We start from the raw sequence: 15,594 nt of genomic DNA, 5'->3' as shown, positions 1-15,594 counted from the left end.
GGGAATAGAAGGATGACACAAAAAGTAGCATTAATTACTGGAAGCAGCAGAGGAATCGGAAAAGCAACTGCCTTAAAATTGGCTGAGGCAGGCTATGATATTGTTATTAACTATGCCAGAAGTAAAAAAGGGGCCTTAGAAACGGCTGAACAAGTGGAGGCATTAGGTAGAAAGGCTTTCATTGTAAAAGCTAATGTTGGTGATGTAGCTAAGATTAAAGACATGTTTGCCCAAATTGAACAGGAGTTCGGCCGCTTAGATGTATTTGTTAACAATGCAGCTTCTGGTGTACAACGTCCTGTTATGGAGCTTGAAGAGTCTCATTGGGATTGGACGTTGAATATTAACAGCAAAGCACTATTATTCTGTGCACAAGAAGCAGCAAAATTGATGGAGAGAAATGGCGGAGGAAAAATTGTTAGCATAAGTTCACTTGGATCCATTCGTTACTTAGAAAATTACACAGTAGTAGGTGTTTCAAAAGCAGCACTTGAGGCATTAACCAGATATTTAGCTGTCGAATTGGCTCCAAAAAATATTATTGTCAATGCGGTTTCTGGAGGAGCTGTTGATACGGAAGCATTAAAACATTTTCCAAATCGTGAAGAATTGCTGCAAGAAGCAAAAGAAAAGACGCCAGCAGGAAGAATGGTGGAAATTGAAGATATGGTTAACTGTATCATGTTCCTTTTATCAGAGGATTCAAGCATGATTAGGGGACAAACGATCATCGTTGATGGAGGAATCTCTTTACTGGTTTAAATTATTTTTAAATAATTTTTTGGATAATCTCCACCGTACCGGGATACATTAATCTCGTGGAGGTGATTACAATGGCAAACTTCAATCAACAGCCAAACAAAACTTCAGCTGGAACTAACATCCAGGAAGTAAGACAACAAAACGCTCAATCTGCTCAAGGTTCTGCAGGTGCAGCTGGTCAATTCGGAACTGAATTTGCTAGCGAAACTAACGCTGCTGAAGTAAGAAAGCAAAATGCTCAATCTGCTAGAGGTGCATCTGGTGCAGCTGGTCAATTCGGAACTGAATTCGCTAGCGAAACAAATGCTGCTGAAGTAAGACAACAAAACCAACAATCTCAAGCTAAGAAAAACCAAGGCTCTGGTCAATTCGGACAAAGCTAATTAGCGTCAAAGCAGAAGGCACTCTTCCAAGCGAAAGAGTGCCTTCTTTGTGGATAAATTTGAGTTTTCTTGTCTAGCTACAGCGCCTAGCCCCTCGGGTCAAATAACCTTTGGCAATAAAAGTCAAAGGGCGGACTTTTCTTGCCAAAGAACATTTGCCTGTCGGGGCTGGTCAAGGCGCTTCCGCTTTTCGCTTTTCGACAAAACCTCCTTTTAGTCTACAGAAGTAGTCAAAGGGAAAAAAGGGGTTACTAAAGAATACATAGTAGGTAGGAAGATAGTTAAAGTATAAGGCGGTGAGGGAAATGAATCATTTCAACCGATTAGTTTCCGAGCAAATGGTGACTATGGAAAAATTGCTCTTTCTTCAAGCCGAGCTTGAGCGATGTCAACAGATCGAAGATGAACTTCAGACATTGCAACATGCTACAGACCTTGAGAGCATTCAAACAGACATTCAACTGATGAAAAAAGAATTAAAAGAGATTCAGTTAATTTTTGAAAAGCAAACAGAAGAGGTAATAAATTCGTATCGAGAAACGAATTTAACACCAACATTTTAGAAAAACAATAGAAAAATTGAAAAAAATACGCAAATTTTTACAAAGAGCCATCGAAATATGGCTCTTTTGTTTTAAATTCCGGGCTCAACCGTTATAATAATAATAAATAGGAATTGGACTTTGTTACCTTTTGTCGTTATTTATTTTATTTATGGTTGGAATAGGTTACAAAGCGTTCAGGAATGAAGGTAGGGGAGAATATGGGCGTACCCATCGAAGGTGAACCAATGCAAATACATAGCTATAAGCACAATGGGCACATCCATCGCGTCTGGGAAGAAACAACCGTATTGAAAGGATCTCAGAATTTGGTGATTGGTGGGAATGATCGGACACTTGTAACAGAATCAGATGGAAGAACGTGGATAACCAGAGAACCAGCTATTTGCTATTTCCACTCTCAATACTGGTTTAATGTAATAGGAATGATTCGTGAGGACGGCATTTATTATTACTGTAATATCAGTTCACCATTTATCTTTGATGGTGAAGCACTAAAGTATATTGATTATGACCTTGATATCAAGGTGTATCCTGATATGACTTTTAACTTATTAGACGAGGATGAATATGAGCGGCATCGCCGCGAAATGAACTATCCGGATGTTATTGATCAAATTCTTAAAAGAAATGTTGAAAAATTAATTCAATGGATAAGACAGCGTCAAGGCCCCTTTGCACCAGATTTTATTGATATTTGGTATGAACGTTACTTAACATATAGACGCTAATCGTGACCTTAAGGCTGACTCAAAAGCAAAGGAGTTAGCCTCTTTTGTTTGTGATTTAATTTATGTATGAAAGAGGGACACCCGCTTGAGCAGTATTCGCCGATACCTACAATTTGTTAAACCGTATCGCTTACAAATTATTGGTACGATTTTGATAGGTGTAATTAAATTCTCCATACCACTGATTATTCCGATGCTCATTAAATATGTGGTCGATGATATTGTTGGGAATCATGGGCTTACACAGGATGAAAAGATACATAAACTAATGCTTATCATGGGTGTTATGATTGTTGTTTTTGTCATCGTTCGCCCACCCATCGAGTATTACCGACAATATTTCGCCCAATGGACATCAAGTAAAATCCTTTATGATATTCGTGACACCATGTATACGCATATTCAAAAATTAAGCTTCCGATATTTTTCCAACACTAGGGCTGGTGAAATCATATCAAGAGTAATTAATGATGTGGAGCAGACGAAAACATTTGTGATCTCCGGATTAATGAATTTATGGCTAGATATTGCCACTATTGCAATTGCTATTATTCTTATGTTTTATATGAACGTAACATTAACCATTGTGTCGGTATTGCTGTTTCCTCTCTATGCCTTTTCAGTCAGGTATTTTTTTGGAAATCTACGCACACTCACAAGAACGCGTTCACAAGCTTTGGCCGAGGTTCAAAGCTATCTTCATGAGCGGGTTCAAGGTATGCCGGTAATTAAGAGTTTTGCCATTGAAGAGTTTGAACAAAAACAATTCGATAAACAAAATAAAAACTTCCTAGAAAAAGCCCTTCAGCATACAAGCTGGAATGCGAAGTCCTTCTCAGCTGTTAATACCATTACCGATATTGCTCCATTAATTGTTATTGGCTATTCGGCTTATTTAGTCATTCAGGGCGAGCTATCACTTGGAACAATGGTTGCGTTTTTTGCCTATATAGACAAGCTTTATAGCCCATTAAGAAGGTTAGTTAACTCTTCCACTACAATCACTCAATCATTTGCCTCAATGGATCGAGTATTTGAATTTTTAGATGAAAAATATGACATTACTGATGATCCAAATGCCCGAGAATGCACCGACGTACAAGGGGATATTTCATTTGAACATGTTTACTTCTCTTACGACCAAACGGATGAAATGGTCTTAAAAGATATAACTTTACATGTCAAAAAGGGCGAAACAATTGCGTTTGTGGGAATGAGCGGCGGTGGAAAATCTACACTAGTTAGTTTAATTCCACGATTTTACGATGTCACTAAAGGGCAGATTACACTAGATGGAATAGATATCCGTGACTTTAAAGTGCAAACATTACGGGACAAGATTGGTGTCGTGTTTCAGGATAATATTCTATTCAGTGAATCAGTGAGAGACAATATCCTTTTAGGAAAGCCTGGTGCCTCAGATGAAGAGGTATATCGGGCAGCAAAGGCGGCCAATGCCCATGAGTTTATCTTAAACCTTTCTGATGGCTATAACACAAAGGTGGGGGAACGAGGGGTCAAATTATCTGGGGGTCAAAAACAACGGGTAGCCATTGCTCGAGTATTTCTAAAAAAACCCTCCAATATTAATTTTAGATGAGGCTACCTCGGCATTGGATTTAGAAAGTGAGCATTCCATTCAAGAATCATTAGAGGAGTTAGCTAAGGATCGGACCACTTTTATTGTTGCTCACAGGTTATCAACCATTACACATGCTAATCGAATTGTTTTAATCGAACACGGTCAAATTGTCGAAGTAGGGACACATGAAGAATTAATGGCTAAGCAAGGCAACTATTTTAAATTATTTAAAGTCCAACAACTTGAAAAAAAAGAAACCGAGGCAGAGGTATAATCCGCTTCGGTTTCTTTTTTTGTTTAACTCTGGCTTTCTTCTTCGATGGACAATTCATTGTCATGGTAGGAATGAAAGCTAGTTATTAATGTGTCAAGATGTTCAACCTGTTCACTATAATCAATAATAGAGGCGATAATTTGCATGGTATGATAAAGATGTGGAGAATCTTTTTCTGCTACTTCTTGCTGATGAACTAAAAACAAATCAAATATTTCCATTTTTGTCTAAACAAATACTACCTTCTGCAATGGAAGGTGGGGTAGGTATTTTGCCGATGAATCGTAGCATAAGTTGTTCATGGTGATAAATAAGACAATCTAACTGTTCCTGAATTGCTTGTTGAAACTTTTCAGGGAGGTGTAAAAGTTCATTTTCAAATCGATGCAGCCGCTTCAATGTATCAAGTGATTTTTTTGCTGTTAAGATCATTTGCCGATATATAACAAGCTTCCGAGATTTTTCTAAAGTATTCTTTTTAAAATAACTTCTTTCTTCTTTGTACATGGAATAAAACTGTCCCATTTGTATCAAATTCTCTTTCAGTTTCTCGATATCTGTCTTAAGAAGATTATGATCGAAGTCGTGGCGGGTGCTTAAGCGGATCCACCTAATTATTTCTTCAGTCGTGGTAGTAATTTTAAAATAAAGCTTGTTTTCGTATTTTGGGGGCATAAATACAAGATTAACTATAAATGCCGAAAATACACCAATCATAATGGTGGAGAAACGAACTCCAGCAAAATGTATAAAACTCCCACTATGAGTTTCCATAATAGAAATTAACGTGACAAGTGAAAGTCCAATTGTGTTTTCAAGTCTAAGCTTGAGATTCAGAAGAATAACAATAATTGCAGCCAATCCAATAACAATGAAATGATTTCCGAGAAGAAGCACAAAAATAACTGCAAGTAATGCACCAATAATATTTCCTTGGATTTGTTCAATAATGGTTAAATAAGAGCGGTAAATAGTCGGTTGAATCGCAAAAATCGCAGCAATTCCAGCGAATACTGGGGAGGGCGAATGCAACAACTGACTTAGGTATAGGGATAGAACAATAGCAATTCCCGTTTTTAAGATGCGGGCACCTAACTTCATCTAAATAAATTCCTTTCAAGAATAAGTTTTATACTAGTCTGTTCAGACACATTTTAGTACTATACATGCATTAATGAATATAATCAAGAGATATTATATGAAAAATGTATTCTAATTGTGACAAAAAAATGTAACAAAAAAACGTCCGCTTGCTGGAGCGGACGTTTTTTTATGACCTTTGGATCATTCTGTTGATACAGATGGATCTGCTTGTTCTTTAACAGGTAGAATCTGCACAAAGTGATTTTCCGGGTTTGTTAGAAGACTGCGAAGTTGATTTGCTTCGTCTGCCTGACCATTTTGTTCAAGCAAGTCTGTATATTTTCCTAAAAGCTCATTAATATCTTGTTTTCCTTTTTCATTTAAGTCAGCAACGGATACTTTTGCACCTTTAGCGATACGTCTTTTAATGGCTTCTTTCGTTAAACCTAATTCAGGCTGGTGTCGGATATAGACGACACCTCCGGTCATTCCGGCACAAATCCATGGACCAGGATCACCTAAAACTAAACCACGGCCATTGGTCATGTATTCAAAGGCAAACCCTTTGATATTTGCATTTGAGCCAATATTTCCAGCTTCTTTTGCAGGAAGTGGTTTCTTCACAGCACCACCAATGATTAAGTCTGCACCGGAGAGGCGAATTCCTGCACGGGCATCAGCATTTCCTTGTGCAACAAGTAATCCTTTTTGAGCACCGTATCCAAATCCTTTTCCGACGGATCCATTATAATATTGGCCATTTTTCCCTTTTGATTTAAGGACGTGAATATTTCCACCAAAAGATGTTTTACCGACACCGTCCTGACCTCCGCCATTAACGGTAATTTCGATTCCTTCACTATTATAGGCACCTAAACCGTTTCCTGGAATGGACCCATCCTTATATTTCAGCTGGACTGGTGGAAGCTGTTTGTAGGAACCATCGAGTCTGCCGCGAACACGGTGACAGGACACACGGCTTCCTAGGACGCGCTGTTCAGATGTTACACTTTCAAATTCTCTTGAAGAATGTAGTTGGTCTACGCTTCCATCAAGATACTCTGCACCAACCGCTACTTGCATTTGTACCTCTTCAATTGACTTTGAAGCAGCAGTTTTTGCAAATTGACTGATTTCAAGTGGTTTTAGTAAATAGGAAAGGCTAAGCTGACCTTCGCCCTTTACTTGCTCTAATAATTCTGAACGACCTACAGCATCTTGTAGATTCTTAATACCCAATGATGCCGCAATCTCTTTTAACTCTGTACCAAAGGCTGTAAAGAGATTCATAATTCCTTGAACAGCTAAATCTAATTGTCTTGGAACGAAACGTCTTAGACCGTGTTCTTTTGCTTGTGCTTCAGACTCGATTTGAGTGGCAATTCCGACGTGACATGTATCTAAATGACAGCCACGGCAAGTCGTACAGCCAATAGAAAGCATAGCTAATGTTCCAAAGCCAACTCGGTTCGCACCAAGAAGCATGATTTTCATTACATCCATAGCACTCTTCATACCGCCATCAGCCCAAAGTTCAACTTTATGACGAAGCCCGCTTTCAAGCAATGCATTGTGTGCTGCTTTCACACCAATTTCTACTGGTAAGCCTACATGTTGAAGCGCATGGATTCTGGCTGCCCCTGTACCGCCATCAAAGCCGCTTAGAGTGATAATATCTGCCCCTGCTTTAGCAATTCCAACAGCGATAGTGCCGATATTTGGAACAACTGGTACTTTGACAGCAATTTTTGCTTGGTCATTTGCTGTCTTTAATTCAAGAATCATTTGTGCTAAATCTTCAATTGAATAAATATCATGGTTATTTGATGGCGAAATTAAGTCTGAACCAAGTGTCGCATTACGAGCTTCTGCTACTTTTGCAGTAACTTTTGAACCAGGTAAATGTCCACCTTCTCCAGGCTTAGCTCCTTGACCAATTTTGATTTCTAAGAGATTAGAAGAGTTTAGAAGCTCTGCATTCACTCCAAATCTTCCAGAAGCAACCTGCTGTCCTCTTGTTTTAGGATATTTACCAAGCATATCCTTGATTTCTCCACCCTCACCATTTAGGCTGACCATATTTAAACGGTCTGCACCTTCAGCATAGGCTCTAAATGCTGTTTCGTTCTGTGATCCAAACGACATCGAAGAAATAATAAACGGTAAATCATGGTCACCAACACGAAGGTCGACTTCTGTTGGTGCTACTGTTTTCGCACCGTTCTTCAGCTGAACTAAGTGGCGAATAGTAGTTGGATTTTGTGTTTCTTGTTCGGAAATTTTATCTCTATATACACTATAGTCACCTGTTGCTGCTACTTCCCCAATCGCTTTCCAAATACGAGGGAATAGGTGGAAGGTCTTTCCGACTCTTTCTTTTTCATTTTGGTAATCTTCTGCTCTTGAAAAAGCATCTTGCTTCATTGCTTCAAAATCAGTTTCAATTTCCTTAGAGCCAAAGAAGTTGACGATATTTAATACATTGGCGATAGATTCATGTAAGCCAATGCTAGAGAACAGTCTTCCATAACCACGAAGCTCGTGAATCCCAATCGTTGAAATGACTTTTTCTAAGCCCTTTGTTAATGCACCGTAAAGGTTAACTAGTGGTTTAGTAGATTCATCAAGAATGGTTAAAGAACATGTAATACGGGCTAATTAAATCTGCTCCCAAACCAAACACAGTAATAATATCATGAAGGGAGCGAATGGCTGCAGAACGAACCAATAAAGAACTGTTTCTTCTTAATTCTGCCTTTACAAGCGCTTGGTCGATAGCTGAAGTCACTAAATGTGGATCCATCCAGTAATAGTCTTCTTGGTGTGCTTTTGCATCGTCCAGGACAAGAAGCGTTTTTCCAGACTCTACAGCCTTAACCGCTTCATTAGCAAGTCGGATAAGTGCTTGATCAACTGTTTCTTCTTTTTTAAATGTTGTGGAGATATAGGCTGCTAATTTTTGTTCTTGGAAATGCTGAACCAATTGATCAAAGCTTGGTTGGCCTAAAGACTCTGCACAGGTGAATCCAGCTTTTCCTTCGACGAGAAGGGGAGTGGCTAGTTCAATGACAGTCTCTGTACTTTCATGTGTAAATAAAGTCGGACGTTTTCCAATGATTACACGTGTAGAAAAATGTTTCTGTTTCCCTGTCACGGTCAATCGCTGGGTTTGTTACGACTGCCACACTTTCTTTAATATAATCGGCAATATTTACTCGCTCAGGGTTAAGGGCAGCAAGTGGAGCATCATGACCTAGGGACCGAATAGGCTCTACACCTTTTTCAGCCATTTGCTCGATTAATTGAATGTGATCACGTTCCCAACCAAAAGCCTTATATTGTCCGTTATGGATTTTGTCTGGATAACTCATTGTTACCGTTTTATTTAAAACGGGTGGCTGTAAGCGTAGTCTAGACTCTCCAAGATTTAACCGGTTTGAATAGCGGTTAAACACTTCAGTTTGGAAGCGATTCTGTTCATATACATCTAATTTGTCGCCATTCCATTTAAAACCAACTTTTTCACCAGGTGCCAAAGGCTTTGGCTCATTTACATATTCACTGGAAGGTATGATTCCAGGTTCAGAGGAGAATAGGTACGAGCTTTCTGTTTCAAGCATCCAAAGTGGGCGAAGTCCCAGGGCATCTACGCTAAACACTGCTTCATCAGCATATCGGGAGATAATACCTGCCGGGCCTTGTGCAAAGTGTCCCCATGCCTCTCTTAAATAAGTATATAAATCTTGTAGTTCATTAGAATAAGCCTTTATTTCATTGATGATTGGAGGGAATAAAAGATCTATCGCTTCGAATAAAGAATAGCCCTGACGGCAAATTAATGTTTCCATTGTTCGGCTTAGATCTTGTGAGTCACTTCCGTCTTTTACAAGTGGAACACCAATCATTTTTGCCTCATCCCGAAGTTTAGCGATCGTGTTGATTTCTCCATTATGACCAAGCACACTAAAAGGCTGTACTCGGAAAAAGCTAGATAACGTATTAGTAGAATATCGATTATGTCCAAGAGTCATAGTTGATGCAACGAGTGGATGCGCTAAATCATGGTAGTAGCGAGGGAGGATATCTCCTGCACCCATTACTTTATAGACGACATGATTTTGACTTAAAGATGCTACATGAACTTCGTCGTTCGTTTCAAAATCAATTAGGGTTTCGAAAAGAGCTTTCGTTAATTCCTGCCCTTTTTTATTAGATACACAGGCAAACTGCCAAAACACAGGATTTTCTTGAATGGCAATAGGCCCTAGTGCAGAAGGGTCTGTTACTTCATCTGACTCATAAACTAACTCAAACTCATACTTAGCAAGCTTAGCAAGTAATTCCTGTTTAGTAGATTCCCAGTTAACCTTTTGGCTGACAAAAACATGGCCAACTGCGAATTCCTCTTTCTCAACAAGCGACGGATCAAGACCTGCTTGTGATAATTTTTCTTTCCATAGATCGGTAGGAATATCGGTATGGATTCCAACCCCGTCACCTTCACCGTTAATAAAGCCGGCGCGGTGATTCATCGTAACAAGGGCTTCAATACAATCGAAAATATTCTTCTTAGTTGGTTGTTTTGATTTTTCAAGACAAGCAACAATACCACAGGCATCATGTTCTTGTTTGTGGAATTCTTTAAAAAGGGAAGGGCTCCATTTTTGTGTCATTTTGTAGGGCTTAGCGGGTTGCCCGCTGAAGCCTAGTCACCTCCTATGAAACTTTAAATTAGAGAATATTTTATTATTCGTAGTTTGTAATCGATTTGACACTTTAACGGGGTGTTTGGTTAAAGGATTAAAAATAATAATAATCTTATAGTATCATATGAATTTTCAGAAATCAAATAAATATACAAAACTTTGGATACAAAAATAACGTTAAATGGGGAATGGATAAATGAGGAATATATTAGTGTAAACGTTTTCATTTGCTTTTGAAAAATTAAAGGGAGTGATCATCACTCCCTTTTGTGCATAAAATGTGTATATTTATTCGTTGTTTAGTTGAGAAAATGCATTTCTTACTGCATGTAAAGTAGCTTCTACGTCTTCTTCTGTATGAGCGATGGTTAGGAACCATGCTTCATATTTAGATGGAGCTAAGTTAATTCCTTGATGAAGCATAAGTTTGAAAAACTTAGCGAACATTTCTCCGTCGGTGTTCTCCGCTTGTTCATAATTTACTATTGTTTCATTTGTGAAATAAACGGTAAATGCCCCTTTAAGTCTGTTAATCGTAATTTGAATATTAAACTCTTTAGCTGCTTCTAAAATTCCTTCCTCGAGCATAGCACCAAGTCGGTCTAAATATTCGTAAACCCCTTCTTGCTTTAGAACTTCTAGGCAGGCAATTCCTGAAAGAACGGAAGCTGGATTACCGGCCATGGTTCCTGCTTGATAGGCAGGTCCTAGTGGAGCAACCTTTTCCATTATTTCCTTCCGTCCGCCATAGGCACCGATTGGCAGGCCTCCGCCGATAATTTTTCCAAGTGCTGTTAAATCCGGCTTAATCCCTAATAAGTCCTGGGCACCACCGTACATAAAACGGAAGGCTGTAATCACCTCATCATAAATGACAAGGGCACCTGCTGCATGTGTTAGGTCATTCACTTGTTGAAGGAACCCTGGCTTTGGTTCGACAATCCCAAAGTTTCCGACAATTGGCTCCACTAAAACTGCGGCAATTTGATCTCCCCATTTTTCTAAAGCTTCTTTAAAGGGTTCGATATCATTAAATGGTACCGTGATCACTTCTTGCGCAATGCTTTTTGGTACTCCCGCAGAATCTGGGGTGCCTAGGGTAGAAGGACCTGATCCAGCAGCAACAAGCACAAGATCGGAATGGCCGTGGTAGCAACCTGCAAACTTAATGATTTTATCTCTCCCTGTGTAAGCCCGGGCAACACGGATTGTAGTCATGACCGCTTCTGTTCCTGAGTTAACGAAACGTACCTTATCTAGAGCAGGCATCGCTTCCTTAATCATTTTGGCGAATTTTACTTCGTGTGGAGTGGGTGTTCCGTAAAGTACACCACTTTCTGCAGCACGTGTAATGGCTTTTGTGATATGTGGATGAGCATGACCAGTAATAATTGGTCCATAAGCTGCAAGATAGTCAATGTATTGATTCCCGTCAACATCCCAAAAATATGCGCCTTGTGCACGTTCCATTACTACCGGTGCGCCGCCGCCAACTGCCTTGTATGAACGGGAGGGACTGTTTACACCACCAACAATGTGCTGAATCGCTTCGTTATGTATTATTTCAGAATTTGTAAATTGCACTATTTTTCCTCCTTCAATTGTATCTACCCTATTTTATCACTTTTTTATTAGTCTATTATCTATTTCAACTTTTAGAAAATTTCGTTTGAGTGCGGGTTAGTTGTTATAAGTAATTGAATTGGCTAAACTAATGTTTTAGGAATGCTATAGGAACCATGCTTTGGGAGGTACTGGATGAAGAATATTATAGAAGTACAAAAATTAAGGAAAGAATTTAAATCTTATTCAAGTAGAAGTGGTCTAAAGGGTGCGTTTAGGGATTTGTTCACTAGAAATTATAAGGTGGTTCCTGCCGTTAATGATATCAATTTTTCAGTGGCGCAAGGGGAGATGGTTGGCTACATTGGAGAAAATGGGGCGGGGAAATCTACCACCATTAAAATGCTGACAGGCATATTAACACCTACGTCTGGTGACATCATTGTCAATGGTATGAATCCTCATCGAGAAAGAGAAAAATTTGTCCAAACCATTGGGGTTGTTTTCGGACAACGTTCGCAATTGTGGTGGGATATTGCCGTACAGGAATCGTTCCGTCTTTTGAAAAAGGTATATAAAGTATCAGATGAACAATACGACGATCACATGAATCATGTTATAAAAACTTTGGACATTGAACCACTCTTAGATAAACCGGTTCGTAAATTATCCCTTGGACAACGGATGCGTTGTGAGCTTGCGGCCGCACTCATTCACAATCCCCCTTTATTATTTTTGGATGAACCGACCATTGGTTTAGATGTGCTAGTTAAATTAAGAATCCGTGAATTTTTAAAAGAAATAAATGAGAAATATAATACAACGATTCTATTAACAACACATGATTTATCAGACATCGAAGCATTATGTGAGCGCGTCATTATGCTTGATGAAGGAAAAGTGATTTATGATGGTGCCCTTAAGAATCTTCAGGAAAAATGGGGTGAAGGGAAGGAACTACGTTTTCAATTTCTTGAAAAAGTAGACTTAGCTGCTGTTAGAAATCTGACAAAGAGCATGCCTGTTAAGTGGGAATTGGATGAAAAGAACCAGGTTTTTATTGCGGTTGTAGAGGAGAACGACGAACTTATCTCTCAAGTTATTGCTATGGTGGTAGCTGGATTTAAAATAAAGGACATTAAAATTAACGAGACGTCCACAGAAGAGATTATTCGAAATATATATGAGAAGGGTGCTGTGTAAGTGGATAAGTACTTAGAAATGATCAGAATCCGCTTTTTAATGATGCTCGCTTACCGGACTAATTATTACACGGGGATTCTAATTTATAGTATCAACATTGGAGCCTATTACTTCTTATGGAATGCGATCTATGGGTCAAAAGAACAGATTGTCGGTCTTTCCGTTATTCAAATGACCACCTATGTCGCTGTTTCCTGGATGGCGCGTGCGTTTTATTTTAATAATCTGGACCGTGAAATGGCGTTAGAAATAATGGAAGGTAAAGTAGCAATCGAGTTAATCCGCCCCTACAATTATCTGACGATGAAAACAATGCAAGGACTTGGAGAAGGGATCTTTAGGTTATTTTTCTTTTCAGCACCTGGTATGATCATTGTTTATTTCATTTTCCCTATTCAATTTACTTGGGAACCTAGTGTGTGGGGATTGTTTGGTCTATCCATTTTATTAAGCTTTTTTATCAATACAGAGTTGAATTTATTAACAGGGATAACCACTTTCTTCTTATATAATAATTCTGGTCTGATCCGGGCGAAACGAGTGGTTATTGATTTGTTCTCAGGACTTCTTTTGCCTATTAGCTTCTTTCCAGGCTGGGCTCAAGATATCATGAAATTTCTTCCCTTCCAAGGGATCAGCTATTTTCCAAGTATGATTTTGACAAAAGGTTTCTCACACCAGCAAGCAATCGATGCAATTTTGCAGCAATTGGTTTGGGTTATTGTATTAATCGTGCCTATTCAAATTCTGTGGTACTTGGCGAGGAAACAGTTGATTATTCAGGGGGGATAAGAGTTGTTTTATTTATCTATGTTTTTTCAATACACATCGCAGTACATAAAAACCAGATTTCAATATCGGGCAGATTTATTTGTAGAATTCTTTTCAGATTTACTGTCCCAGGCGATTAATCTTGTTTTTATATTAGTAGTTTTTGGTCATACGAGTTTACTTAATGGCTGGAGCAGAGATGAAATTATCTTTATTTATGGTTTTTTTCTAGTACCTTCTGCCGTGTTCTCTGCCTTTTTTAATATATGGGATTTTAACGAACGATATATTGTAAAGGGGGAGCTTGACCGAATACTCACAAGACCCATTCATAGTCTCTTTCAGATTATTCTCGAGCGAATTGAACTGGAGTCCCTATTAGGAGCTGTAACCGGCCTTGCTGTCATGTTCTACGCCGGAAGTCGATTAGGCCTTGAATTGCATTGGTATGACCCGTTTTTATTTGTCATTTTTGTTATTGGCGGTGCACTCGTCTATGGCGGGGTTTTCATCATGATTGCTTGCATTAGTTTTTGGGCGGATGCAAGAACCTCCCTTATGCCGATGATGTACAATATTAGCAGTTATGGAAGATATCCAGTTAACATCTATAATAAGTTAATTCGCTTTGTATTAACTTGGGTCATCCCGTTTGCCTTTGTTGGTGTATATCCTGCTGCCTTTTTTCTTGGAAAAAAGGAATGGCTTTGGTACTCCTTTTTAACCCCAGTCATTGGTGTTGTCTTTTTTATACTTTCAATCCTTCTTTGGAATCAGGGGGTAAAGAAGTATAGGGGAGCGGGGAATTAAAGAATTTATTCAAAATCAGGCTTTTGCCTGGTTTTTTGCTATTTTATTGACCAAGCCCGCATAGGAATAGAATAACTCTAATGGATTGTAGGGGTGGTCAAACATGTTTTATTTCTTACTTCCGATAGTCATCTTTTGTATCTTTATGAGTTTGCGAACATTATTTATTCCTAATACTCTAAGTGGGAAGTTTGCATCTGTTCAAAACTTCCTTTATCTAGGCTCGGTCTACTTAACCGTTATTATAGGATTTGGACTGATTTATCTTTTGTTTTACCTAATTGGTATGCCATTACTTAAAGAAGTAAATCAAGATTCTCAAAATAATATCTTTGAGACCAGTTTTTATTTTAGCGCAATGACTCTTTTTTCTGTTGGAAATGGGGATGTTCTCCCTAATGGAGTAGGGAGAATTATTGCTGTAATCGAAGCATTAATTGGGTATACGCTTCCGGCTGCATTTGTCGCAAAAGTGATGTTAGATAGGGAAAAGTAATTCGATCGGTGAAATATTTGTATTATCAGGAAAGATTCGATACGCTATAGATAAGGAATCTTTTACAATGGGAGTGATTAGAATGACAGTTGAAACGGGGAAACAAGCCCCTGAATTTGAGCTTGAAGCCAGCAATGGTGAGGTAGTTAAGCTTTCGGATTTTCACGGAAAAAATGTTGTCCTTTACTTTTACCCTAAAGATATGACCCCTGGGTGTACAACAGAAGCATGTGATTTTCGAGATCAGATTGAAAAGTTTAATGACTTGGATGCTGTAATCATAGGTGTGAGTCCAGATCCAACCTCTCGTCATCAAAAGTTTATTGAAAAATACGGATTGCCATTTCTCCTTTTAGCTGATATCGATCATCAAGTCGCTGAGGCATACGATGTATGGAAATTAAAGAAAAATTTTGGCAAGGAGTATATGGGGATTGAAAGATCTACCTTTATAATCAATAAGGATGGCCAACTCGTTAAAGAATGGCGAAAGGTTCAAGTGAAAGGTCATGTAGAAGAAGCGTTAACTTACATACGTGAACACCTTAGCTAATGAATGGCTTTCTAGCCTATTTTCTCTAGAAGAGGCTTTTGTCCAATGCAAGAAGGGTGATTTTGAATATCATTTTATTAGGGCATACCTCCTCAGATAAATTTTGGGTCCATA

10 protein-coding genes and 3 pseudogenes are annotated in these 15,594 nt (G+C 38.7%); 10 read left to right on the top strand and 3 right to left on the bottom strand.

Features of this window, described 5'->3' with window-relative positions:
• Window positions 1-12 precede the first annotated feature (12 nt).
• From fabL to QFZ87_RS22135, 5 genes and pseudogenes are all read left to right on the top strand, one after another.
• The gene (gene fabL, locus QFZ87_RS22155; RefSeq protein WP_309866301.1) at window positions 13-762 is read left to right on the top strand and encodes an enoyl-[acyl-carrier-protein] reductase FabL; all 750 of its coding nucleotides are present in this window, start codon (window positions 13-15) and stop codon (window positions 760-762) included.
• Window positions 763-833: 71 nt separating this feature from the next.
• On the top strand, window positions 834-1,145 hold the full coding sequence (locus QFZ87_RS22150) for a gamma-type small acid-soluble spore protein (protein WP_309866299.1): 312 nt from the start codon (window positions 834-836) through the stop codon (window positions 1,143-1,145).
• Between the two features lie 305 nt (window positions 1,146-1,450).
• Window positions 1,451-1,708: a YgaB family protein gene (locus tag QFZ87_RS22145; protein WP_309866296.1), complete on the top strand. Its 258-nt coding sequence runs from the start codon at window positions 1,451-1,453 to the stop codon at window positions 1,706-1,708.
• 200 nt (window positions 1,709-1,908) lie between these two features.
• Window positions 1,909-2,439 (top strand): nucleoside tri-diphosphate phosphatase, encoded by a 531-nt coding sequence (gene ntdP, locus QFZ87_RS22140; protein WP_307289779.1) that lies wholly within the window; start codon window positions 1,909-1,911, stop codon window positions 2,437-2,439.
• Between the two features lie 85 nt (window positions 2,440-2,524).
• Window positions 2,525-4,295: pseudogene (locus QFZ87_RS22135) on the top strand (ABC transporter ATP-binding protein).
• 23 nt (window positions 4,296-4,318) lie between these two features.
• Here the strand turns inward: QFZ87_RS22135 and QFZ87_RS22130 are convergent.
• From QFZ87_RS22130 to QFZ87_RS22120, 3 genes and pseudogenes are all read right to left on the bottom strand, one after another.
• A pseudogene (locus QFZ87_RS22130) lies at window positions 4,319-5,396 on the bottom strand (FUSC family protein).
• A 183-nt stretch (window positions 5,397-5,579) separates the two neighbouring features.
• Window positions 5,580-10,051: pseudogene (locus tag QFZ87_RS22125) on the bottom strand (glutamate synthase-related protein).
• 321 nt (window positions 10,052-10,372) lie between these two features.
• Entirely contained in the window at window positions 10,373-11,668 is a 1,296-nt protein-coding gene (locus QFZ87_RS22120; RefSeq protein ID WP_309866289.1) for a glutamate-1-semialdehyde 2,1-aminomutase, read from the bottom strand.
• 174 nt (window positions 11,669-11,842) lie between these two features.
• Between QFZ87_RS22120 and QFZ87_RS22115 the strand changes: the two genes are divergently transcribed.
• From QFZ87_RS22115 to bcp, 5 genes are all read left to right on the top strand, one after another.
• Window positions 11,843-12,850 carry an ABC transporter ATP-binding protein gene (locus QFZ87_RS22115; RefSeq protein ID WP_309866286.1) on the top strand — a complete coding sequence of 336 codons (1,008 nt, stop codon included), beginning with the start codon at window positions 11,843-11,845 and terminating at the stop codon, window positions 12,848-12,850.
• Entirely contained in the window at window positions 12,851-13,642 is a 792-nt protein-coding gene (locus QFZ87_RS22110; RefSeq protein ID WP_309866283.1) for an ABC transporter permease, read from the top strand. It begins immediately after the preceding gene.
• A 3-nt stretch (window positions 13,643-13,645) separates the two neighbouring features.
• Window positions 13,646-14,431, top strand: a complete 786-nt coding sequence (locus QFZ87_RS22105) for an ABC transporter permease (protein ID WP_308080756.1) — start codon at window positions 13,646-13,648, stop codon at window positions 14,429-14,431.
• Between the two features lie 103 nt (window positions 14,432-14,534).
• Window positions 14,535-14,927 carry an ion channel gene (locus QFZ87_RS22100; protein WP_309866280.1) on the top strand — a complete coding sequence of 131 codons (393 nt, stop codon included), beginning with the start codon at window positions 14,535-14,537 and terminating at the stop codon, window positions 14,925-14,927.
• 82 nt (window positions 14,928-15,009) lie between these two features.
• The gene (gene bcp, locus QFZ87_RS22095; protein WP_309866277.1) at window positions 15,010-15,480 is read left to right on the top strand and encodes a thioredoxin-dependent thiol peroxidase; all 471 of its coding nucleotides are present in this window, start codon (window positions 15,010-15,012) and stop codon (window positions 15,478-15,480) included.
• The last annotated feature ends 114 nt before the right edge of the window (window positions 15,481-15,594 follow it).

The sequence above is a fragment of the Bacillus sp. SLBN-46 genome (genome assembly GCF_031453555.1).
Taxonomy (GTDB): domain Bacteria; phylum Bacillota; class Bacilli; order Bacillales; family Cytobacillaceae; genus Neobacillus.
Note: the sequence above shows the minus strand (reverse complement) of the source record. Positions and strands in the feature narration are given on the sequence as shown.